22 protein-coding genes are annotated in these 21,572 nt (G+C 70.2%); 13 read left to right on the top strand and 9 right to left on the bottom strand.

The window, feature by feature from the left end:
- Window positions 1-137 precede the first annotated feature (137 nt).
- From ACQEV2_RS07625 to ACQEV2_RS07615, 3 genes are all read left to right on the top strand, one after another.
- On the top strand, window positions 138-1,214 hold the full coding sequence (locus ACQEV2_RS07625) for a PP2C family protein-serine/threonine phosphatase (RefSeq protein ID WP_433037892.1): 1,077 nt from the start codon (window positions 138-140) through the stop codon (window positions 1,212-1,214).
- Between the two features lie 285 nt (window positions 1,215-1,499).
- On the top strand, window positions 1,500-2,840 hold the full coding sequence (locus tag ACQEV2_RS07620) for a transcriptional regulator (protein ID WP_433037890.1): 1,341 nt from the start codon (window positions 1,500-1,502) through the stop codon (window positions 2,838-2,840).
- Window positions 2,841-2,925: 85 nt separating this feature from the next.
- Window positions 2,926-3,456 (top strand): NUDIX hydrolase, encoded by a 531-nt coding sequence (locus ACQEV2_RS07615; RefSeq protein ID WP_433037888.1) that lies wholly within the window; start codon window positions 2,926-2,928, stop codon window positions 3,454-3,456.
- Between the two features lie 16 nt (window positions 3,457-3,472).
- On the opposite strand, the gene ACQEV2_RS07610 is transcribed toward ACQEV2_RS07615, so the two are convergent.
- Window positions 3,473-3,730 (bottom strand): hypothetical protein, encoded by a 258-nt coding sequence (locus ACQEV2_RS07610; protein WP_433037886.1) that lies wholly within the window; start codon window positions 3,728-3,730, stop codon window positions 3,473-3,475.
- A 193-nt stretch (window positions 3,731-3,923) separates the two neighbouring features.
- Window positions 3,924-4,796, bottom strand: a complete 873-nt coding sequence (locus ACQEV2_RS07605) for a 3-hydroxybutyryl-CoA dehydrogenase (protein WP_433037885.1) — start codon at window positions 4,794-4,796, stop codon at window positions 3,924-3,926.
- A 199-nt stretch (window positions 4,797-4,995) separates the two neighbouring features.
- On the opposite strand from ACQEV2_RS07605, the gene ACQEV2_RS07600 reads away from it, so the two are divergent.
- A complete protein-coding gene (locus tag ACQEV2_RS07600; protein ID WP_433037884.1) occupies window positions 4,996-6,258 on the top strand; it encodes a glycoside hydrolase family 10 protein in 1,263 nt (420 codons plus the stop codon).
- Between the two features lie 12 nt (window positions 6,259-6,270).
- Here ACQEV2_RS07600 and ACQEV2_RS07595 read toward each other — a convergent pair whose 3' ends face one another.
- Both ACQEV2_RS07595 and ACQEV2_RS07590 read right to left on the bottom strand, forming a co-directional pair.
- The gene (locus ACQEV2_RS07595; RefSeq protein ID WP_433037882.1) at window positions 6,271-6,474 is read right to left on the bottom strand and encodes a DUF1918 domain-containing protein; all 204 of its coding nucleotides are present in this window, start codon (window positions 6,472-6,474) and stop codon (window positions 6,271-6,273) included.
- Window positions 6,475-6,568: 94 nt separating this feature from the next.
- Window positions 6,569-7,558 carry a DMT family transporter gene (locus tag ACQEV2_RS07590; protein WP_433037881.1) on the bottom strand — a complete coding sequence of 330 codons (990 nt, stop codon included), beginning with the start codon at window positions 7,556-7,558 and terminating at the stop codon, window positions 6,569-6,571.
- Here ACQEV2_RS07590 and ACQEV2_RS07585 point away from each other — a divergent pair.
- The gene (locus tag ACQEV2_RS07585; RefSeq protein WP_433037879.1) at window positions 7,557-8,999 is read left to right on the top strand and encodes a PLP-dependent aminotransferase family protein; all 1,443 of its coding nucleotides are present in this window, start codon (window positions 7,557-7,559) and stop codon (window positions 8,997-8,999) included. The two genes, ACQEV2_RS07590 and ACQEV2_RS07585, sit on opposite strands and share 2 nt — an antisense overlap.
- A gap of 7 nt (window positions 9,000-9,006) precedes the next feature.
- Here ACQEV2_RS07585 and ACQEV2_RS07580 read toward each other — a convergent pair whose 3' ends face one another.
- On the bottom strand, window positions 9,007-9,627 hold the full coding sequence (locus ACQEV2_RS07580; RefSeq protein ID WP_433037877.1) for a DUF6461 domain-containing protein: 621 nt from the start codon (window positions 9,625-9,627) through the stop codon (window positions 9,007-9,009).
- Between the two features lie 89 nt (window positions 9,628-9,716).
- On the opposite strand from ACQEV2_RS07580, the gene ACQEV2_RS07575 reads away from it, so the two are divergent.
- Both ACQEV2_RS07575 and ACQEV2_RS07570 read left to right on the top strand, forming a co-directional pair.
- Window positions 9,717-10,151 (top strand): GNAT family N-acetyltransferase, encoded by a 435-nt coding sequence (locus ACQEV2_RS07575; protein ID WP_433037875.1) that lies wholly within the window; start codon window positions 9,717-9,719, stop codon window positions 10,149-10,151.
- A gap of 157 nt (window positions 10,152-10,308) precedes the next feature.
- Window positions 10,309-10,902 (top strand): histidine phosphatase family protein, encoded by a 594-nt coding sequence (locus ACQEV2_RS07570; protein WP_433037873.1) that lies wholly within the window; start codon window positions 10,309-10,311, stop codon window positions 10,900-10,902.
- Here the strand turns inward: ACQEV2_RS07570 and ACQEV2_RS07565 are convergent.
- Window positions 10,884-11,327 carry a DUF6314 family protein gene (locus tag ACQEV2_RS07565; protein WP_433037871.1) on the bottom strand — a complete coding sequence of 148 codons (444 nt, stop codon included), beginning with the start codon at window positions 11,325-11,327 and terminating at the stop codon, window positions 10,884-10,886. The two genes, ACQEV2_RS07570 and ACQEV2_RS07565, sit on opposite strands and share 19 nt — an antisense overlap.
- A gap of 127 nt (window positions 11,328-11,454) precedes the next feature.
- On the opposite strand from ACQEV2_RS07565, the gene ACQEV2_RS07560 reads away from it, so the two are divergent.
- On the top strand, window positions 11,455-13,938 hold the full coding sequence (locus tag ACQEV2_RS07560; protein ID WP_433037869.1) for an alpha-L-arabinofuranosidase C-terminal domain-containing protein: 2,484 nt from the start codon (window positions 11,455-11,457) through the stop codon (window positions 13,936-13,938).
- A 9-nt stretch (window positions 13,939-13,947) separates the two neighbouring features.
- Here ACQEV2_RS07560 and ACQEV2_RS07555 read toward each other — a convergent pair whose 3' ends face one another.
- Complete coding sequence (locus ACQEV2_RS07555; protein ID WP_433037867.1) at window positions 13,948-14,631, bottom strand: DUF6215 domain-containing protein; 684 nt, start codon at window positions 14,629-14,631, stop codon at window positions 13,948-13,950.
- A gap of 173 nt (window positions 14,632-14,804) precedes the next feature.
- Here ACQEV2_RS07555 and argC point away from each other — a divergent pair, with 173 nt between their 5' ends.
- The 5 genes from argC to ACQEV2_RS07530 all read left to right on the top strand — a co-directional run bounded on the left by argC (window position 14,805) and on the right by ACQEV2_RS07530 (window position 19,855).
- Window positions 14,805-15,833, top strand: a complete 1,029-nt coding sequence (argC, locus tag ACQEV2_RS07550; protein WP_433037865.1) for an N-acetyl-gamma-glutamyl-phosphate reductase — start codon at window positions 14,805-14,807, stop codon at window positions 15,831-15,833.
- Window positions 15,830-16,981, top strand: a complete 1,152-nt coding sequence (gene argJ / locus ACQEV2_RS07545) for a bifunctional glutamate N-acetyltransferase/amino-acid acetyltransferase ArgJ (protein WP_433037863.1) — start codon at window positions 15,830-15,832, stop codon at window positions 16,979-16,981. The genes argC and argJ overlap by 4 nt, the downstream gene beginning before the upstream one ends.
- A 163-nt stretch (window positions 16,982-17,144) precedes the next feature.
- Window positions 17,145-18,080: an acetylglutamate kinase gene (argB, locus tag ACQEV2_RS07540; RefSeq protein WP_433037861.1), complete on the top strand. Its 936-nt coding sequence runs from the start codon at window positions 17,145-17,147 to the stop codon at window positions 18,078-18,080.
- Complete coding sequence (locus ACQEV2_RS07535; protein WP_433037859.1) at window positions 18,077-19,273, top strand: acetylornithine transaminase; 1,197 nt, start codon at window positions 18,077-18,079, stop codon at window positions 19,271-19,273. Before argB ends, ACQEV2_RS07535 begins: the two co-directional genes overlap by 4 nt.
- Window positions 19,274-19,291: 18 nt before the next feature.
- On the top strand, window positions 19,292-19,855 hold the full coding sequence (locus ACQEV2_RS07530; protein WP_433037857.1) for an arginine repressor: 564 nt from the start codon (window positions 19,292-19,294) through the stop codon (window positions 19,853-19,855).
- A gap of 102 nt (window positions 19,856-19,957) precedes the next feature.
- Here the strand turns inward: ACQEV2_RS07530 and ACQEV2_RS07525 are convergent, their stop codons facing one another.
- Entirely contained in the window at window positions 19,958-20,698 is a 741-nt protein-coding gene (locus ACQEV2_RS07525; RefSeq protein WP_433037855.1) for an FAD:protein FMN transferase, read from the bottom strand.
- 55 nt (window positions 20,699-20,753) lie between these two features.
- Complete coding sequence (locus ACQEV2_RS07520; RefSeq protein WP_433037853.1) at window positions 20,754-21,551, bottom strand: FMN-binding protein; 798 nt, start codon at window positions 21,549-21,551, stop codon at window positions 20,754-20,756.
- Window positions 21,552-21,572: the final 21 nt, after the last annotated feature.

The following is a 21,572-nucleotide window of genomic DNA, read 5'->3' as shown; positions in this document are numbered from 1 at the left end:
CGCGTTGTGGTCACCTCACTCAATAGGGTGACTTCTCTGGGTGATCTGGTACTTCCGGGTCATCTCTCGACAGAATCGGACCGGCCTTTCGAGGTCGGTCCGTCTGCGTTGTCAGGGCCTATTGGGGGGCCAACGGCATGTTCCGCATCAAGGCCCGGGTTCCCCGGAAGGTGCTGGCGATGGGGCTGCCCACCGCCTGGGGTGCGATGGCGATCACGTACAAGTTGACCTGCCCGCTGGCTCAGCAGGACAGCCTCGGCGCCCGGCTCGTCACCGGCGCCGTCTTCTTCGCCGTGGGTACCGGTCTGATTCTGCACGTCCGGCAGGCCCTGTTGCGTGAGCTCCGCCAGGTCCGCAAGGTCGCCGGTGCCGCGCAGAGTGCACTGCTGCGGCCGCTCCCCGCGCGCATCGACGGGCTGAACGTCGCCGCCGCCCAGCTCTCCGCGGATCGCAGCGCCTGTGTCGGCGGTGACCTGTACGAGGTCATCGCCACCGAGCACGGCGTGCGGGCGGTGATGGGCGACGTACGCGGCCATGGCATCGCCGCCATCGGCACCGTCGCCGCGGTCCTCGGCAGCTTCCGCGAGGCCGTCCACGACGAGCCCGACCTGGGCCGCGTGCTGCGCAGACTGGACCGCGCCCTGGCCCGGCACCTGCGCGAACGGGCACGCGACGAGCACCCCGCTTCCGGCCTGGAACCGGACACCCCGGTCGCCGAGGAGTTCGTCACCGTCCTGCTGCTGGAGATCGGCCCGGACGGCGAGATCACCGCCCTCAACTGCGGCCATCCTTGGCCGTACCTGCTGAGCGGCACCAGCGTCGAACCCTTGGCCCGAGCCGATCCCCTCCCACCCCTCGGCCCGTTCCCCCTTCCCACCGAACTGACCCCGCTGCCCTGCGGCTCCCTGCTCCCCGGCGACTCCCTGGTCCTGTACACGGACGGCGTCGAGGACGCGAGGGATGCAAGAGGCCGGTTCTTTCCCCTACAGGCGGCGCTGATCGGCGCCGTACGAAACGACCCGATCAATCCCCAGACGATCCTGCGCACCCTCTTCACGGCTCTCATCCGCCACACAAGAGGAAGGCAGGCAGACGACATAGCGCTACTGGTCCTACGGAACGACCGAACCAGGCTGCAGTGCAGCCAACCCTCAGGGGCGCGGGGAACTGCGCGACCAGCCACATACAACCCGCAACCGACAAACCACCGCTAGTCCTACGGCGTTTAGTCACCCGGCGTAGCTAGCGCGGCGCCGGCGTCGCCATCCGCCCAGCCACGGAGTGTCGGGCAGGCAGCTGGGCGGACGGCGCGGATGCGGGCCGCCGCACTGTACGAGGGGGAGCCGGCGGCCCGGCCGGCCTCTTGCGAGGCATTTCAGTCAACCGGCTCGGAACTCTCCGCAACAGCGCGCGCACGCTGCGGATTCGGGCACTCCGTTCACACCCCGTGTGAAGCGGTTCGCACTACTCTGTCGGCACCGAGCCACCGGGGGGCACATATGCAGCCCAACACTCTGCTCGACGCGATCCTGGACGAGGCCGGGATCTCGCACGCGGGGCTGGCCGCACACGTGAATCAGGCGGGGCGGGCGCGCGGGCTCGCACTGCGCTACGAACACACCGCCGTCGCACGGTGGTTGAAGGGCCAGCGGCCGCGCGGTCAGGTGCCCGACCTGATCTGTGAGGTGCTCGCCGCCCGCCTGCACCGTACCGTCACGCTCGACGACATCGGCCTCGGCGTGCCCGGCGAACCGTCCACCGCGCACGCCACCTCGCTGTCCGGCTTCGTGGAGCGGGCCACCGCCCTGTGGCGCTCCGACGAGCAGCAACGGCCGCACATCCTGGGCGCACCCGCGGTCACGGGCACGCCCGCCGTCATGCCGGTGTGGGAGTGGGAGAACCCGCCCGAGGACGTGGATGTCTCGCGCGGGGGCCGGCACCGGGTCACGCCCGCCGACATCGAGATGCTGCGGGCCGCGCGCACCCACTACGAGCAGATGTACCGGAAGGCGGGCGGCATAGCGACCCGCACCCGGATCGTCGGGTTCCTGAACGCCGAGGCCGCCCCGCTGCTGCGCGGCAGCTACACCGACGCCACGGGCCGTCAACTCCACCGCGCCACGGGCGGGTTGGTGGCCGTCGCCGGAATCTGCGCGTACGACTCCGACGCGCACGGCCTCGCCCAGCGCTACTTCCACCAGGCCCTGCGGCTCGCCAAGGCCAGCGGGGACCGGGGACTCGGCGCCTATGTGATCGCGCTGCTGGTCAACCAGTCGCTGTTCATGCGGGAGTTCCGGCAGGCCGTCGCCTTCGCGGAGGCCGCGCTGCGAGCCGCCGGCAAGCACATCACCCCGGCCCTCGCCTCCGACCTGTACGCGATGCAGGCGAAGGCGTACGCCCACCTCGGCGACGGCACGAGCGCCCTGTCCTGCATCCGGCGTGCCGAGCAGGCCGCCGAACGTATCCATCGCGGGTACGAACCCGACGAAACGGGCTATGTCCAGCCCGGACTCGTCAACGTCCAGGTGGCGGAGGCCCTGCTGAGTCTCGGGGAGCTGGCGGCCGCGGGGGAGCATGCCGCGGCCGCCGTCGACAATCCGGCCCACGACCGGGGCCGGGTGCACCGGCTGGCCATGCTCAGCACGATCGAGCTGCGCCAGGGCAACGCCGACAAGGCGGTGGCCACGGCGGTGCAGATGGCCGAGCAGGCGCGGGGCATGGAGTCCCAGCGCCTGCGCGACAGACTCCGGGCGGTCCGCGAGCACCTGGTGCGCAGCGGCTGCGCGGGCACGTCCGAGGCCGCCGAACTCATCGACGGAGCGCTGCGCGTACCGCTTTAGGCCGCTGCAGGCCGGTACTCGAACACCGACACCTCATAGTCCCTGCTGCGATATTGCCACTTACTCGACGGAAGGTGGCAGAACCGTGCAGTGGACGAAACAGAACGAACAAACTGTGTATGAAAACCGCTGGTTCACCGTCAACCTGGCAGACGTGGAGCTGCCCGACGGGCGGCACCTGGACCACTTCCTCATACGGCTGCGGCCGGTCGCCGTGGCCACGGTGGTCAACGAGGCCAATGAGGTCCTCCTCCTGTGGCGCCACCGTTTCATCACCGACAGCTGGGGGTGGGAACTCGCGGCGGGCGTCGTCGAGGACGGCGAGGACATCGCCCGCGCGGCCGCCAGGGAGCTCGAGGAGGAGACCGGCTGGCGGCCGGGACCCCTGCACCACCTCATGAGCGTGGAGCCCTCCAACGGGCTCACCGACGCCCGGCACCACATCTACTGGGCCGACGAGGGCGAGTACGTCGGGCATCCCGTGGACGACTTCGAGTCGGACCGCCGGGAATGGGTCCCTCTCAAGCTCGTCCCCGACATGGTCGCCCGTGGGGAGGTCCCGGCCGCCAACATGGCGGCCGCGTTACTGATGCTGCACCATCTCAGGCTCGGCTAGCGTCTCTCAGGCTCGGCTAGCGTCCGATCGCCTGCCAGATCGCCACGACGAGAGCACCCACGGCGGTGAGGGCGGCGACCGCGGGCAGCGGCCAGCGCGTGTGTTCCAGTGTGTGGATCCGGGTGTTCAACTCGTCGAGTTCCTTGGCGGTCTCCTCGCTGCGGTGCGTGAGCAGAGCCAGCCCGCCCTCCACGCGGGCGTAGGCGACGTCGAGGCGACGTCGTAACTCTGCGAGTTCTCCGGATACGACGGGATGCTCGGGATCGGCGGTCACGAGTCCGCTCCTTTCCGTAGTCATCTGTCATCCCTTGCATGCGCAGGGAAAGTGAACTCGCCTGGTGGGCGCATGGGGAGAGTGTGTGAGTGGCATATGCGAGCCCGGAGCGCACACGGTGTGTGAATGACACGGGCCCGGCACCTTCTCGGTGCCGAGCCCGTGTACTTGGCCGGAATCTGACGGTCTGTAATCAGCCGTACGTGTAGAAGCCCGAGCCGGTCTTACGGCCCAGCCGGCCCGCGTCGACCATGCGCTGCAGCAGCGGGGGAGCGGCGTACAGCGGCTCCTTGTACTCCTCGTACATGCTCTGCGCCACGGAGGCGACCGTGTCCAGCCCGATCAGGTCGGACAGCTTCAGCGGGCCCATCGGGTGGGCGCAGCCCATCTCCATGCCGTTGTCGATGTCCTCACGGCTGGCGATGCCGGTCTCGAACATCCGGATCGCGGAGAGCAGGTAGGGGATCAGCAGCGCGTTGACCACGAACCCGGAGCGGTCCTGGGCGCGGATGGCGTGCTTGCCGAGCAGCTTCTCGGTGAAGACCTGGGCCCGGCTGAGGGTGCCCTCGGAGGTGGTGAGCGCCGGGATCAGCTCGACGAGCTTCTGCACCGGGGCCGGGTTGAAGAAGTGGATGCCGATGACCTGGTCGGGGCGCGAGGTGGCGACCGCCAGCTTCACCAGCGGGATCGAGGAGGTGTTGGAGGCCAGGATCGCGTCCGGGCGGGTCACGACCTGGTCCAGCACCTGGAAGATCTCGGTCTTCACCTGCTCGTTCTCGACGACCGCCTCGATCACCAGGTCGCGGTCGGCGAACTCGCCCAGGTCGGTGGTGAAGGACAGCCGCGCCTGCGTGGCGTCCAGCTCCTCCTCGCTGATCTTGCCGCGCTCGGCGGCCTTGGCCAGGGAGTTGAACAGCCGGGTACGGCCGATCTCCAGGGCCTCGCCGGTGGTCTCGGCGACCTTCACGTCCAGGCCGGCGCGGGCGCACACCTCGGCGATGCCCGCTCCCATCTGGCCGCAGCCCACCACGCCGACGCGTGCAATATCTCCGGAGATGCCGGTCACATCGTCCCCTTCGCTGATCCACGACTGCGGCAGGTCCGCCGTTGTTCGACGCCTGCTCCAAACCTGCACGTTACCTTCGGCGAAGTTTGATCGATCGTTCGGGTGCCTCATGAAAAGCTGGCGCGGGGTGTGATCCGGACCATACGGATCTTCACCCCGGGGGTGGGCCCTTGACCACGGCACACGGAGGTACGAAGAGATGCTGCACCGGAAGTCACGGCTGTCACGGCGGGCCTTCGCGGTGACCGCCCTGTCGGCACTCGTGGCGGGAGGCGGCGCGATGGCGGCGGGTGCCGCCATGGCGGACGGGTCGGAACGGGACCGGCGACGGTGGACCCGGGAGATGCGCGGCGTGTGGATCGCGACCGTGGCGAACCGGGACTGGCCCTCCAAGCAGGGGCTGACCGCGAAAGAGCAGTGCGACGAGCTGATCAGCCATCTGGACAGGGCGGTGGAGCGCCGCCTGAACACGGTGATCCTCCAGGTCCGGCCGACGGCCGACGCCCTGTGGCCGTCGCCGTACGAGCCGTGGTCCCAGGTCCTCACCGGCACCCAGGGCAAGGACCCCGGCTGGGACCCGCTCGGCAGGGCCGTCGCCGAGGCCCACGCCCGTGGCCTGCAGCTGCACGCCTGGTTCAACCCGTACCGCATCGCCAACCACACGGACCCCGCCAAGCTGGCCGAGTCGCACCCCGCCCGCAAGCACCCCGAGTGGGTGGTGACCTACGGCGGCAAGCTCTACTACAACCCGGGGCTGCCCGACGTCCGGGCCTTCGTGCAGCGGGCGATGCTCGACGCAGTGGAGAGGTATCCGCTCGACGGGGTCCACTTCGACGACTACTTCTACCCCTATCCCGTGGCGGACCAGGCCTTCGACGACACCGAGGCCTACAACCGCTACGGCACCGGCTTCGCGAGCCGGGCCGACTGGCGGCGGGACAACATCGACAAGCTGGTCGACGAGATGGCGGCCGGCATCCGGCGGATCCGGCCCAGCACCCAGTTCGGTATCAGCCCGTTCGGGGTGTGGCGCAACGCCGCCACCGACCCGCTCGGCTCCGACTCACGGGCGGGCGTGGAGACGTACGACGACCTCTACGCGGACACCCGGAAGTGGGTCCGCGAGGGCTGGATCGACTACATCTGCCCGCAGCTGTACTGGAACATCGGCTTCGCCGCCGCCGACTACGCCAAGCTCCTGCCCTGGTGGGCGGAGGTGGCGCGGGGCAGCAGGACGCAGCTGTACGTCGGTGAGGCGCTGTACAAGGCCGGGGACCCCGCGCAGCCCGAGGCCTGGCAGGACCCGGCCGAGCTGTCGCGCCACCTCACCCTGGCGAAGCAGTACCCGGAGACACGCGGGCACGTCTTCTTCGCCGCGAAGGACTCGGCCGCGGACCGGATCGGGGCCATGGCACAGGTGGTAGCCGACCACTACGGCCGGCCGGCCATGACCCCACGCTGATCGACTTCCGGGTTACGCCCCGGTCCTGTGGATGTCCTTGTGACGGATCTCGGTGTCGGGGCCGGGTGAGCAGATACCCTCGTGCCCGTCCTCGAAGCGGACGCGGAACGGAGGGTTGCCCTCCTGGCCCAGGACTTCGACGATCTCGCCGACCTTGTCGTGTTGCCCGACCACCCTGCCGTGCTGGACAAGCTGGTCGCCCACGGTTGCACGCATCTGTCGGTCCTCCTCACCAGGTGCGGGAGCAGCGGTCCGTGGCCTTGAGTCTACGGCGTGGAGCGGTGGTTGGAAGTGGGTCGTCCGGGCCCGCTCAGCCACGCGCCCGCTGGGTCACGGCGATACACACGAGGACCGCCGTGGCCGTGAGCGGGGCGGCCACTGTCAGGTGCTCGCCCAGCAGCAGCACCGACCACACCAGTGTGAGCAGGGGCTGGGCCAACTGCAACTGGCTGGCCTTCGGGATGCCGATGGCCGCCATGCCCCGGTACCAGACCACCAGGCCGAGGAACTGCGAGCCCGCCGCGACCCACAGCAGTCCGGTCATGCCGTGCCAGGTCAGGTGGACGGGTTCGTACGACAGGGCGACCGCGGCGGCCGGGACGGTGAGCGGCAGGCACAGCGCCAGCGCCCAGCCGATCACCTGCCAGCCGGGCATCACCCGGGCCAGCCGGCCGCCCTCGGTGTAGCCGGCCGCGCACACCAGCAGCGCTCCGAAGAGGTAGAGGTCGGCCGGGGTCAGGGCGCCGCCGCTCTGCTGGACGGTGAAGGCGACCACGGCGGCCGCGCCCGCGAGCGCCGCTGTCCAGAAGGTCCGGGAGGGGCGGGTGCCGACGCGCAGGGCGGAGAACAGGGCGGTGGTCAGCGGCAGCAGGCCGACCACGACGGCGGCGTGCGCGGTGGTGGACGTCTGGAGCGCGAGGGTGGTGAGGAGAGGGAAGCCGAGGACCACTCCGGCGGCGACCACCGCGAGACCCGCCCAGTGACGGCGGGCGGGGAGCGGCACCCGCAGCGCGAGCAGACAGCCGCCCGCGATCAGCGCGGCCAGCACGCTGCGCACGGCGACCAGGGACCAGGGGCCGAAGCCCTCCAGGCCCCAGGCGGTGGCGGGGAAGGTGAGGGAGAAGGCCGCGACACCGAGGGCGGCTTGGAGCGTGCCGCGGAGGGTCGTCCCGGTTGCCGCGGTCGGACCGGACAGGCCGGACGAGGCGGACAGGGCGGGCGCGGTGGCCGGGGCTGCCGACGGGGCCGGGGTGGTGACCGCTATCGAGGGCCGTGCGGTAGCGCTATTATCTGCTCTCATGCAAGAGCGTAGCAGTGTCGGCGAACTGGCGAGTCAGCTGCGGCGAGAGCTGGACCGCTACTCTCCGGGTGGAAAGCTCCCGTCGAGCCGGGCCCTCGTAGAGCGCTTCCGGGTGAGCCCGGTGACCGTCTCCCGCGCCCTCGCACAGCTGGCCGCGGAGGGGCTGGTGGTCACCCGCCCCGGCGCCGGAGCGTTCCGTGCCGAACCCCGCGCGCAGGCCGCTCCCGTCGGGGACACCTCATGGCAGGAGCTGGCGCTCAGCGCGGACGCCGCCGCGGAGCTCGTACCGCGCTCCGTGGACGCCGCGGGAGTCCTCGTCTCGCTCCCGGCCCCGCCGCCCGGCGTGATCGAGTTCAGCGGCGGCTATCTGCACCAGTCGTTGCAGCCGGAGCGGGCGATGGCCGCCGCCCTGTCACGGGCCGGCCGCCGGCCCGGGGCGTGGGGGAGGCCGCCCATGGAGGGGCTGCCGGAGCTGCGGGAGTGGTTCGCGCGCAGTATCGGCGGACCCGACGGCGCCCTCACGGCCGCCGACGTGCTGATCGCCGCGGGCGGCCAGGCGGCGCTGACGACCGCGCTGCGGGCGCTCGCACCGCCGGGTGCGCCGGTGCTGGTCGAGTCGCCCACCTATCCGGGCATGCTGGCGATCGCCCGCGCGGCCGGTCTGCGCCCGGTCCCGGTCCCGGTCGACGCGGACGGTGTACGGCCGTCCCTGCTCGCCGACGCCTTCCGGGCGACCGGCGCCCGCGTGTTCGTCTGCCAGCCGCTGTTCCAGAACCCGACCGGAGCGATGCTCGCCCCCGAGCGGCGCGGCGAGGTGCTGCGCATCGCGCGCGAGGCCGGTGCCTTCGTGATCGAGGACGACTTCGTACGACGGCTGGTGCACGAGGACGCCGGGCCCCTGCCGCGTCCGCTGGCCGCCGACGATCCCGACGGTGTCGTCGTCCACGTCAACTCGCTGACCAAGGCGACCTCGCCGAGCCTCCGGCTGAGCGCGCTCGCCGCCCGTGGGCCGGTGCTGGAGCGGCTGCGCGCCATCCAGGTCGTCGACAGCTTCTTCGTGCCGCGGCCGCTGCAGGAGGCGGCGCTGGAACTGGTCGGCTCGCCCGCCTGGCCGCGCCATCTGCGGTCGATCTCCGCCGAGTTGAAGACCCGCCGCGACACGATGACGGCCGCCCTGCGCCTCGACCTCCCCGAACTCGCCCTCCCGCACATCCCGTCCGGCGGCTACCACCTGTGGCTCCGCCTGCCCGACGGCACCGACGAGCCGGCCCTGACCGCCGCGGCTCTGCGCGCGGGCGTCGCGATCACCCCCGGCCGCCCGTACTTCAGCGCGGAACCTCCGGCCGGACACGTGCGGTTGAGCTTTGCCGCGGTGGCGGGGGTGGGGGAGATCGGGGAGGGGGTACGGCGGTTGCGGGCCGCCTGCGACGAGGTGTTCTAGACAGGGCCTAGCCGTGGGGCACCGGGGCGACGCCGCAGGTGAACTCGGCGGACTCGAAGAGCTCCGGGGTCAGGCGTATGCCGGTGATGCGGTGGGCGAGAGCGAAGGAGGCGCCGGTGAGGCCTTCGTAGTCCCGCTCGTCGTCCTCGTCGTGCTCGATCAGGTCGAAGCCCGACTCCCGCATGTCCTCCAGGAGTTCGTCGGGACGGGTGCCATGGCGTTCGTAGGCGAAGAGCGGCTGGAAGTGCAGGCGCAGCTCGCCGTCCTCGTACCAGCAGAAGTCGTCCACCGCGTTGACGTTGAGGAAGTGGGAGACGACCGTGCGGCCCCGCGACAAGGGGATCATGGCCGCGTTCGTGACGCCCAGGTAGCCGTTGAACTCGACCATCAGCGACCAGTCGCCGACCTGCGTCGCCCCGACGAACAGCCGGTACGCCGCGTCCACTTCGTAGGACGGCTCGCACAGCCCGTCCACGCCGGTGATCCTTGGCCCGGGCTCGGCCTTCAGCTCCCGGAGCAGTTCCGTGGGAGTCAGCCCGCGGACCAGCGTGATGCAGTACGCCTGCATCAGGTTCTCGTACCGCTCCTCGAACCACCCGTAGTCCGCCGCGGTCGTCGTCCCAGTCATGTCCGCAGCATCGCACCCGCCACTGACAACGCCCTCCCACCCGCGAAAACCGGTCGACGCCGACGCCACGGCCCTGCGAATCTCGCCGCATGACCGACACCCCGCCCCTCGCCGAGGGCTACGAGATCTCGACCGACCCCCACCGCATCGACGCCGAGCGCGTGCACCGGTGGCTGTCCACCGATGCGTACTGGGCGATCGGGCGGGCGCGGGAGAAGCAGGACCGGGCGATCGGCGGTTCGCTGAACTTCGGGGTGTACGAGTCGGTTTCGGGGGAGCAGGTGGCGTATGCCCGGGTCGTCACCGACCGGGCGACCTTCGCGTGGCTGTGCGATGTGTACGTCGACCCGTCGGTGCGGGGCGAGGGCATCGGGACGGCGCTGGTGGGCGCCGTACGCGAGCACGTGCGGCCGTACGGGATCAAGCGGATGCTGCTCGCTACGCATGACGCGCACGGGGTTTACGAGAAGCTCGGCTTCGCGCCGCTGGAGAAGCCGGACCAATGGATGGCGCTCTACTTCTAGCGGCTGTACTTGAATGCACAACGCTTGAATATCCAAGAGCTCGATTTCCAGCGGCTTGTCCGCATGGTCCTGACCCCGAAGTAAGGTTTCGTCCACCCTCGGTAACTCCTGCACAACACCCCTTGACCTGCGCAGTTTCGCGGCACACCATCCACGCATGCCACTTCGGGTCACGTTCGTCGCCGCCGCGCGCAGCTCCCCGCTGCTCGCGGAGCGCTTCGAGGACGACCGGCCGCTGGACCAGGCCGGCTGGGACGAGGTGCAGAGCGTCGCGCGCGACCTGCTGCCGCTGGCGGCCGCCGAGCTGCGCTACTGCTCACCGACCCCGCGCAGCCGCGCCACCGGCGACGCCCTCGGCTATGCCCCGCTGGTGCAACTCGCCCTGCGCGACTGTGACATGGGCCGCTGGCGCGGGCTGACCCTCGGCGAGGCGATGGCCCGGGAGCCGGAGGCGGTGGACGCCTGGCTGGCGGACCCGCGTGCCACGCCGCACGGCGGTGAGTCGCTGCTGGCGTTCATCGGCCGGGTCGGCGGCTGGCTCGACACCCGGCCCGTGGAGGACGGCGGCCGTATCGTCGCCGTGGCCGAACCGTCCGTGATCCGGGCCGCCCTGGTGTACGCGCTGAAGGCGCCGCCCTCCACCTACTGGAACATCGACGTACGTCCCCTGTCGACGACCACCGTGACCGGCCGGGCCGGCCGCTGGAATCTCCGCTTCGACGGGGCGCAGGCTCAGCCCTCGCGCGCGTAGTCGGTGGTCAGGACGAGGTCCTTGGCCGGGCCGCGCACCCGCCACACCGTCCGCCAGTGGTCCGCGTCCCGGACGGTGAACTCGCCCCGGTAGAGGTCGGCCGAGCACGGATGGTCGGCGATGTGCCGCCCGGAGCTCAGGTCCAGGTCGTGGAAGGGCCGCCCGTCGGCGAAGCGCACGTCCGCCGCGCCCTGCGTCGCGCCCGGCAGGAAGCGCAGCGTCCGCTCGGCGGGCCGGGCGACGCCCTGCCAGGTGAAGGTGCCGGACTCCTGATGCAAGAGCCCGCCCTCGTCGATACGGCCGAAAACCGTCGTACCGGAGAACTCCCCGGCCTCCCCGCTCGCCAGATCCCGCACGAACCGCTCGACCCGCCAGCTCCCGGCCAGATACGTCAGTACATCCGGTACTGGCCAGAACCCGCCCATCCGTTCCTCGCTCCCGACACTTTCGATACCGCGCGACCCGTTGACGCTCCCAATTCCCCCTCCCTATCTTGCCGTTCGAAGTGCTGATCATTGTCTGATATTTCGAACATCGAGCCGCGGAGTATCCATGTCACGCACCACCCGCACCCGCTGGAGACTCGGTCTGACGACCACCGCCCTCCTGACGGCGACCGCCCTCCTCCCGGCACCCGCACACGCCGAGGACGTCACCGACTACGCGATCACCGTCGACCCCACCGCCAAGGGCGCGAAGATCGACGACACGATGTACGGCGTCTTCTTCGAGGACATCAACCGGGCCGCGGACGGCGGTCTGTACGCCGAGCTCGTGCAGAACCGGTCCTTCGAGTACTCGACGGACGACAACCGGTCGTACACGCCCCTCACCTCCTGGACGGTCGACGGCACCGCACAGGTCGTGAACGACTCCGGCCGGCTGAACGAGCGCAACCGCAACTACCTCTCCCTCGGGGCCGGTTCGTCCGTCACGAACGCCGGCTACAACACCGGCATCCGGGTCGAGGAAGGCAAGCGGTACGACTTCTCGGTCTGGGCCCGCGCCGAGGCCGGCACCACGCTCACCGTCGCCCTCAAGGACGCCGCGGGCACCCTGGCGACCGCCCGCCAGGTGGCCGTCAAGGGCGGCTGGGCCAAGTACAAGGCCACCTTCACCACGACCCGCACCAGCAACCGCGGCCGCCTGACCGTCGCCTCCTCGGGCGCGGCCGCCCTCGACATGGTGTCGCTGTTCCCGCGCGAGACGTACAAGAACCAGCCGAACGGTCTGCGCAAGGACCTCGCCGAGAAGATCGCCGCCCTGAAGCCGGGATTCGTGCGCTTCCCCGGCGGCTGTCTGGTCAACACCGGCTCCATGGAGGACTACAGCGAGGCCAGCGGCTGGCAGCGCAAGCGCAGCTTCCAGTGGAAGGACACCGTCGGCCCGGTCGAGCAGCGGGCGACGAACTCCAACTTCTGGGGCTACAACCAGAGTTACGGCCTCGGCTACTACGAGTACTTCCGCTTCTCCGAGGACATCGGCGCCATGCCCTTGCCCGTCGTCCCGGCCCTGGTGACCGGCTGTGGCCAGAACAAGGCCACCGACGACGAGGCGCTGCTCCAGCGGCACATCCAGGACACCCTCGACCTCATCGAGTTCGCCAACGGCCCGGCCACCTCCAAGTGGGGCAAGGTCCGCGCCGGGATGGGCCACCCCAAGCCCTTCCACCTCACCCACCTCGAGGTCGGCAACGAGGAGAACCTCCCGAACGAGTTCTTCGCCCGCTTCCAGAAGTTCCGCGCCGCCATCGAGGCCAAGTACCCGGATATCACGGTCATCTCCAACTCCGGCCCGGACGACGCCGGCACGACCTTCGACACCGCCTGGAAGCTCAACCGCGAGGGCAATGTCGACATGGTCGACGAGCACTACTACAACAGCCCGAACTGGTTCCTGCAGAACAACGACCGTTACGACTCCTACGACCGCAGCGGCCCGAAGGTCTTCCTCGGCGAGTACGCCTCCCAGGGCAACGCCTGGAAGAACGGCCTGGCCGAAGCGGCGTTCATGACCGGCCTGGAGCGCAACGCGGACGTCGTCAAGCTCGCCTCGTACGCCCCGCTGCTCGCCAACGAGGACTACGTCCAGTGGCGGCCGGACATGATCTGGTTCAACAACCGGGCCTCCTGGAACTCGGCCAACTACGAGGTCCAGAAGCTGTTCATGAACAACGTCGGTGACCGCGTCGTCCCGTCGAGGGCGACCACCACGCCGAACGTCAGCGGCCCGATCGCCGGTGCCGTCGGCCTGTCGACCTGGGCGACCAGTGCCGCGTACGACGACGTGAAGGTCACCGCGGCGGACGGCTCGACGCTCCTCAGCGACGACTTCTCCGGTGACGCGTCGAAGTGGACGCACATGGGCGGCGGCAGCTGGAGCATCCAGGACGGACAGTACGTCCAGACGGACGCCGCCGCCGAGAACACCATGGTCACGGCCGGCGACCCGGCCTGGCACGACTACGACCTGCATGTGAAGGCCACCAAGAAGTCCGGCAAGGAGGGCTTCCTCGTCGCCTTCGGCGTCAAGGACACCGGCAACTACTACTGGTGGAACCTGGGCGGCTGGAACAACACCCAGTCCGCGATCGAGCAGGCCGTCGACGGCGGCAAGGGCACGCTGCTCACCAAGGCCGGGTCGATCGAGACGGGCCGCGCCTACGACATCGACATCAAGGTGCGGGGCCGCCAGGTCACCCTCTACTTCGACGGCCAGGAATGGGGCAGCTTCACCGACGACAAGCCGGCCGAGCCGTTCCGCCAGGTCGTCACCAAGGACGCGCGGACCGGTGACCTGATCGTCAAGGTCGTCAACGCCCAGTCGGCCGAGGCCCGCACCGCGATCGACCTGGGCGGCGCCAAGGTCGCCCCCACGGCCGGGGTCACCACCCTGGCCGCCGACCAGGACGCGGTGAACACCGAGACGGACGCCCCGGTCGCACCGGCGACGTCGACCTTCTCGGGGGTCGCCGGCAAGTTCACGTACACCTTCCCGGCGAACTCCGTGACGTTCCTGAGGATCAAGCAGAGGTGACGGAGCGGGTCAGCTGCCGGCGGTCCATCCCGGGACCGTCGGCAGTACCTTCTCGGCGACGCGGACCAGTACGGCGTCGTCCGGCACCATGCCGTCCGCGCGCCACAGGGTCACGTCGAAGGATCCACCGCTGTCCTTCGCGTCCTGGGCCACCATGAGCGAGCGGAGGGGGACACCGGGACCGCTGTCGGCGTCGCCCCCGTCGAGGCGGAAGTTGATCCTGATGGTGCGGTCCGAGTACAGGACCGCCGGGCGGCCCAGAACCGTGCGCTGCTCCGCGTCGCCCAGCAGCTCGTGGGACCCGGCCACGGCGAGGCCGTCGTAGGTGGCCGAGAGCGTCACCGTGTAGGTGTCGAACTCGACCTCGGCGGAGGGCATCGGGATGTCCTTGCCGCCGGCGAGTCCGACGGAGCCGTCGCTGCCGTGAGCGGTCTTCGCGGTCTCCGTCGGCGTACCCAGCAGTTCGGCGAGGTCGGGGCGGTGCAGTGCCTCGCACAGCTGCCTGCCGGTCACCCGTCCGGTCGGCTTCCCGGGTGTCTCGTCGGAACAGGTGGCGGGCGGCGGACCGCTGTTCCCGGACGTCTCCCCGAACGCCCACACACCGCCCCCGAGAGCCGCCACCAGCGCCACGGCCGCGACGCCCTGCACCCACTCGTTCGGGCCTTTGGCGCGCGTGCCCGCTTCTTCGGTCATGTCCCCCCACCTGCCGTGATCCCCCTGATATGTGCCCGGGGACACTAGCTCATGAGCATGTCCCCGACAAAGCCGGTTTTGTGGGGCCTGTGCACGGCCGGGGGTCTGTGCATACCAGATTGCATAAACGTGCAGCGAAACGTATAGTCATGCTCTCGGAGGAGGAGGATTCCATGACGGTACGTGCGGCAGTGGCCGGAGCGAGCGGATACGCGGGCGGGGAACTGCTGCGGCTGCTCCTGGCGCACCCCGAGGTCGAGATCGGCGCCCTGACCGGCAACTCGAACGCGGGCCAGCGGCTCAGTGCGCTGCAGCCGCACCTGCTGCCCCTCGCCGACCGTGTGCTCCAGGAGACGACCCCCGAGGTCCTCGCCGGTCACGACGTCGTGTTCCTCGCACTGCCCCACGGGCAGTCCGCCGCCGTCGCCGAGCAGCTCGGCCCGGAGGTGCTGGTCGTCGACATGGGCGCCGACTTCCGGCTGAAGGACGCGGGCGACTGGGAGCAGTTCTACGGCTCCCCGCACGCCGGCACATGGCCGTACGGCCTTCCCGAACTTCCGGGTGGCCGCGCCGCGCTGGAGGGGTCCAAGCGCATCGCGGTGCCCGGTTGCTACCCGACCGCCGTCTCGCTCGCCCTGTTCCCGGCCTACGCCGCCGGTCTCGCCGAGCCCGAGGCCGTGATCGTCGCCGCGTCCGGCACGTCCGGCGCGGGCAAGGCGCCCAAGCCGCATCTGCTGGGCAGCGAGGTCATGGGCTCCATGTCGCCGTACGGCGTCGGCGGCGGTCACCGGCACACGCCCGAGATGATCCAGAACCTCAGCGCGGCGGCGGGGGAGCGGGTCTCCGTCTCCTTCACACCGACCCTCGCGCCGATGCCGCGCGGCATCCTCGCCACCTGCAGCGCTTCCGCGAAGCCCGGTGTCACGGCCGAGTCCGTCCGCGCCGCCTACGAGAAGGCCTTCGCCGACGAGCCCTTCGTCCACCTCCTCCCCGAGGGGCAGTGGCCCGCCACGGCGTCCGTCTACGGTTCCAACGCCGTTCAGGTGCAGGTCGCGTACGACGAGGCCGCGGGCCGCATCATCGCGATCAGCGCCATCGACAACCTGACCAAGGGCACCGCGGGCGGTGCCGTCCAGAGCATGAACCTCGCCCTCGGTCTCGACGAGACCACCGGCCTGACCACGATCGGAGTTGCGCCGTGAGCGTGACGGCAGCCAAGGGATTCACGGCGGCGGGCATCGCCGCCGGGATCAAGGAGAACGGCAACCCGGACCTGGCCCTCGTGGTCAACGACGGGCCGCGCCGCGCCGCCGCCGGCGTCTTCACCTCCAACCGCGTCAAGGCCGCTCCGGTGCTGTGGTCCGAGCAGGTCCTCAAGAGCGGCCAGGTGTCCGCCGTCGTCCTCAACTCCGGCGGCGCCAACGCCTGTACGGGGCCGAAGGGTTTCCAGGACACCCATGCCACGGCCGAGAAGGCCGCCGAGGTGCTCGGCCGGGGCGCGATCGAGGTCGCCGTCTGCTCGACCGGACTGATCGGCGTGCTGCTCCCCATGGACAAGCTGCTCCCGGGCGTCGAGACGGCCGCCGCCCAGCTCTCGGAGCACGGCGGCGAGAAGGCCGCCATCGCCATCAAGACCACCGACACCGTCCACAAGACGTCCGTCGTGACGAAGGACGGCTGGACCGTCGGCGGCATGGCGAAGGGCGCGGGCATGCTCGCCCCGGGCCTGGCGACCATGCTGGTCGTCCTCACCACGGATGCGGCCCTCGACAACGACGTACTGGACAAGGCCCTGCGCGCAGCCACCAAGGTCACCTTCGACCGGGTCGACTCCGACGGCTGCATGTCCACCAACGACACCGTGCTGCTGCTCGCCTCCGGCGCCTCCGAAGTCACCCCGGAGTACGAGGAGTTCGCCGAGGCCGTACGGGCCGTCTGCGACGACCTCGGCCAGCAGCTGATCCGGGACGCCGAGGGCGCCAGCAAGGACATCAAGGTCGAGGTGATCAACGCCGCGACCGAGGACGACGCCGTCGAGGTGGGCCGCTCCATCGCCCGCAACAACCTCCTCAAGTGCGCCATCCACGGCGAGGACCCCAACTGGGGCCGAGTCCTGTCCGCGATCGGCACCACCAAGGCCGCCTTCGAGCCGGACCGGCTCAACGTCGCCATCAACGGCGTCTGGGTGTGCAAGAACGGCGGCGTCGGCGAGGACCGCGAGAAGGTCGACATGCGCTACCGCGAGGTGCACATCGTGGCGGACCTCGCGGCAGGCAATGAGTCTGCGACGATCTGGACCAACGACCTGACGGCCGACTATGTCCACGAGAACAGCGCCTACTCCTCTTGACGCGCCCGCTTGGTTGTCGCGGGTCCTCGTCGTCGCCGACGAGGGTTCCTGTTTCACGGGCGACCGCTCGCCCTCGGACGAGTCCGGGGTGAGTCTTACGTCGCCTCCGCAGGCCAACACCGCCCGCCCGGCGGCTGATCCGAGATCCTTCCGAAAGTCGGTTATGACGGTCAATCACTCAGAAGAGGGAAAGTCCCCGACCCGCAAGCACACCGCCTTGCCTAAGGCCCAGATCCTCATCGAGGCGCTGCCCTGGCTGGTCCGGCACAACGGCAAGACCGTCGTCATCAAGTTCGGCGGCAACGCCATGATCGACGAGGAGCTGAAGGCCGCCTTCGCCCAGGACGTCGTCTTCCTGCACCACGCCGGTCTCAAGCCGGTCGTCGTGCACGGCGGCGGCCCGCAGATCAGCGCCGCCCTCGACCAGCACGGCATCGTCAGCGAGTTCAAGGCCGGCCTGCGCGTCACCACCGAGGACGCCATGGACGTCGTACGGATGGTGCTGGCCGGGCAGGTCCAGCGCGAGCTGGTCGGGCTGCTCAACCAGCACGGTCCGCTGGCCATAGGCCTCACCGGCGAGGACGCGCACACCATCACCGCCACCAAGCACCAGCCCGAGATCGACGGCGAGTTGGTCGACATCGGGCGGGTGGGCGAGATCACCGACATCGACACGGGCGCGATCGAGGCCCTGCTCGCCGACGGCCGGATCCCGGTCGTCTCGTCGATCGCCCGTAGCCAGGACGACGGACATGTCTACAACGTCAATGCTGATACGGCGGCTGCGGCACTCGCTGCTGCTCTGGGCGCCGAGACTCTCATGGTCCTCACGGACGTCGAAGGTCTCTATGAGGACTGGCCCAACAGCGACGAGGTGATCAGCCGCCTCACCGCTTCCCAACTGGAGAAGCTGCTGCCGGAGTTGAGCTCCGGCATGGTGCCGAAGATGGAGGGCTGCCTGCACGCCGTGCGCAACGGCGTGAACACCGCCCGCGTCATCGACGGCCGGGTCCAGCACTCGATCCTGCTGGAGATCTTCACCGACGAAGGCATCGGCACGATGGTCGTGCCGGACGCGCAAGAGGGGGATGCCGGATGACCGAGACGTCGACAAACGCAGAGCTCACCCAGCGGTGGCAGGGCTCGCTCATGAACAACTACGGCACCCCGCGACTCCCTCTCGTACGCGGTGAGGGGCTCAAGGTCTGGGACGCCGACGGCAAGCAGTACTTCGACTTCGTCGGTGGCATCGCGACCAACGCGCTGGGCCACGCCCACCCCGCCGTCGTCGAGGCCGTGAGCAAGCAGATCGCGTCCCTCGGTCACATCTCCAACTTCTTCATGGCCGAGCCGACCGTCGCCCTCGCCGAGCGGCTGCTCCAGCTCTTCGGCCGGGAGGGCAGGGTCTTCTTCTGCAACTCCGGCGCGGAGGCCAACGAGGCCGCGTTCAAGATCGGCCGGCTGACCGGGCGGACGCATGTGGTGGCCACCGAGGGCGGCTTCCACGGCCGGACCATGGGCGCCCTCGCGATGACCGGGCAGGCCGGCAAGCGGGAGCCGTTCCTGCCGCTGCCCGGTGACGTCACCCACGTGCCGTTCGGTGACGCGCAGGCGCTTGCCGCCGCGGTGACCGAGGAGACGGCTCTGGTGATCATCGAGCCGATCCAGGGCGAGCTCGGTGTCGTGGTGCCGCCCGCCGGCTATCTGAAGGCGGCGCGGGCGATCACGGCCTCGACGGGGTCCCTGCTGGTCCTGGACGAGGTGCAGACCGGCATCGGCCGTACCGGGCACTGGTTCGAGTACCAGGCCCACGAAGGCGTGCTGCCCGACGTCGTCACCCTCGCCAAGCAGCTCGGCGGCGGGCTGCCGCTGGGCGCGACGGTGGCCTTCGGGCGGGCGGCTGAGCTGCTGCAGCCCGGTCACCACGGGACGACCTTCGGCGGGAACCCGGTCGCGTGTGCCGCGGGACTCGCCGTGCTGGACACCATTGCGAACGAGGGGTTGCTGGAGAACGTCAAGCGGCAGAGCGAGGCGTTGCGGGACGGGATCGAGGCGCTCGGCCACCCGCTGATCGACTATGTCCGGGGCGCGGGCCTGCTCCTGGGTATCGTGCTCACCGAGCCGCTCGCCGCCAAGGTGCAGCAGGCGGCTCAGGACGCCGGTTTCCTGGTGAACGCGCCCGCCCCCGATGTCGTACGGCTGATGCCGCCGCTGAACCTCGGTGACGACGAAGTGGAGGCGCTTCTTCAGGCCCTTCCCGGCATCCTGGACGAGGCCAACGGGGACGGATGATCCGGAAATGAGACGACGATGAGTCAGGCGCAGGACCACGGGCAGAACGGGGCGAACGGGGCGAATGGCGCCGCCGGGCCTGCCGTGCCGCAGACCCGCACCGCACGTCACCGCCGGATCGTGGACATTCTCAACCGGCAACCCGTGCGGAGTCAGAGCCAGTTGGCCAAGCTTCTTGCGGATGACGGGCTGAGCGTCACTCAGGCGACGCTCTCCCGGGATCTGGACGAGCTCAACGCGGTGAAGATCCGGAACACCGACGGTGACCTGATTTATGCGGTGCCGAGTGAGGGGGGTTTCCGTACTCCTCGTGCGCCGCTGGGGGAGTCGGCCAAGGAAGAGCGGATGCGACGGTTGTCGCAGGAGTTGCTCATCTCTGCGGAGGCTTCGGCGAATCTCGTGGTTCTGCGTACCCCTCCGGGGGCCGCGCAGTTCTTGGCCTCGGCCATTGATCAGGCCGAGCTGCACGACATTCTGGGGACCATCGCGGGTGACGACACGTTGCTGTTGATCAGCCGGAATCCGACGGGTGGGCAGGCTTTGGCCGATCATCTGCTGCGGTTGGCTCAGAACGGCCACTGAGTGGGGTGGTGGCGGTCATTCGCCGACTGCGGGTGGTTCGTGGCTGGTCGCGCAGTTCCCCGCGCCCCTTAGTGCGTTGCGGGCGAGCGTCCCGACCCCCGCTCAACCGAGCCGCGCCGCCAGCCCCCCGGTGCACCGCACCTCGTCGCCCGCCGTGATCAGCAGCGCCTCCACGTCCGGCAGCGACTCCAGCCAGCGCAACCCCTGCCGCGACCCCATCGCGAACGCCGCCGTAGCCCAGCAGTCCGCCCAGGTCACCGAAGGGGCCACGACCGTCACCGCCACCAGGTCCGTCACCGCGGAGCGCCCCGTGCGGGGGTCGACGATATGGGCGCCGCGTTCTGCCGTGCCGGATGTGGCCACCGCCAGTTCGTCGAGACCTGCGGCGGAGATCACCGCCGCGAGCCCGCCCGGGCGCAGCGGGTCGGACACCCCCACCCGCCACGGGCGCTCCGGGCCCGGCACGCCCAGCAACTGCACGTCACCGCCGCCGTTGACACTCACGCCGGTCACACCGGGCACGGCCCGCAGCAGCCGGGCCGCACGTTCCACCGACCAGCCCTTCACGATGCCCGTAGGGTCCAGGCGGCCCTCGTACGACGTGCTGAACCAGCCGTCGCTGGTCCGCTCCGCCTCGGCGCCCAGTTCGAGCACCTCGGCGACCTCCGGATCGCACTCGTCGACGGTCAGCTCACCGCGCGCCAGCCGGGAGACCTGGCTGTCGTCGCGGTACGTGCTGAACACCTCGTCGACCCGGTGCAACCCGGCGACCGCCTCTGCCAGCGCCGACTGCACGGCACCGGGATCCCCGCCGCGGACGTCGAAGGAGAAGACCGTCCCCATGACCTCCTCCGCATGACGTACCGCGGCGGGAGCTTGTGCCGGTTCCGCCACCGTGTCAGCCACCGGCCTGGTCCAGGGCCGACTGGAGGGACTCGGTGTAGCCGGCGCTGGTGTACGTCGCCCCGGACACCGCGTCGATGTCGGCGTTGCCCGCTGCCACGGCGGCTTGGTTGAGCTTCGGTACGGCGTTGGCGGTGATGTTGGTGCTCTGGCCGCCACTGGGCGCCTGGACGGCCTCCGCCTTGGTGATCTTGCCGCCGCTGACGGTGATCCGGACCTGGACCGGGCCGTACTGGGTCTGGACGGCCTTGCCGGTGACGGTACTGGCCTGGGCGGCGCCCGAGCCCTGCGAACCGGAGTCCTGCCCCGAGCCCTGCGAACCGGAGCCCTGCGACGACCCCGCGCTCGCCTTCGCCTTGTCGATCGCCGACTGGAGGGACTCCTTGTAGCCGTTGCTCGTGTACGTCGCCCCCGACACCGCGTCGATGTCGGCGCTCTGCGCGGCGACCGCCGCCTGGTTGAGCTTGGGCACGGCGTTGGCGGTGATGTTGGTGCTCTGGCCGCCCTTGGGGGCCTGGACGGCCTCCGCCTGGGTGATCTTGCCGCCGCTGACGGTCAGGCGCACCTGCACGGCCCCGTACTGGGTCTGCGCGGCGTCACCAGTGACCGTGCCGGAGCCGGCCGCCTGGGCGCCGCCCTGGGGCGACTGCGCCGCCACGGGGGGTGCCGCGCCGCCCGCGGCCTGCGCGGACGCCGGGTCGGTCGCCGGCTTCAGCGACAGCAGCAGCACGATCCCGGACACGGTGGCGGCGCCGGCCAGCACGACACGCCGGATGGGGTGACTCTTCCTCATCGCTCCTACAGCTCCTGAAGT

The sequence above is a fragment of the Streptomyces sp. CA-251387 genome, assembly GCF_050936625.1.
GTDB lineage: Bacteria > Actinomycetota > Actinomycetes > Streptomycetales > Streptomycetaceae > Streptomyces.
The sequence above is the reverse complement of the archived record's forward strand: the minus strand, read 5'-3'. Positions and strand labels throughout refer to the sequence as shown.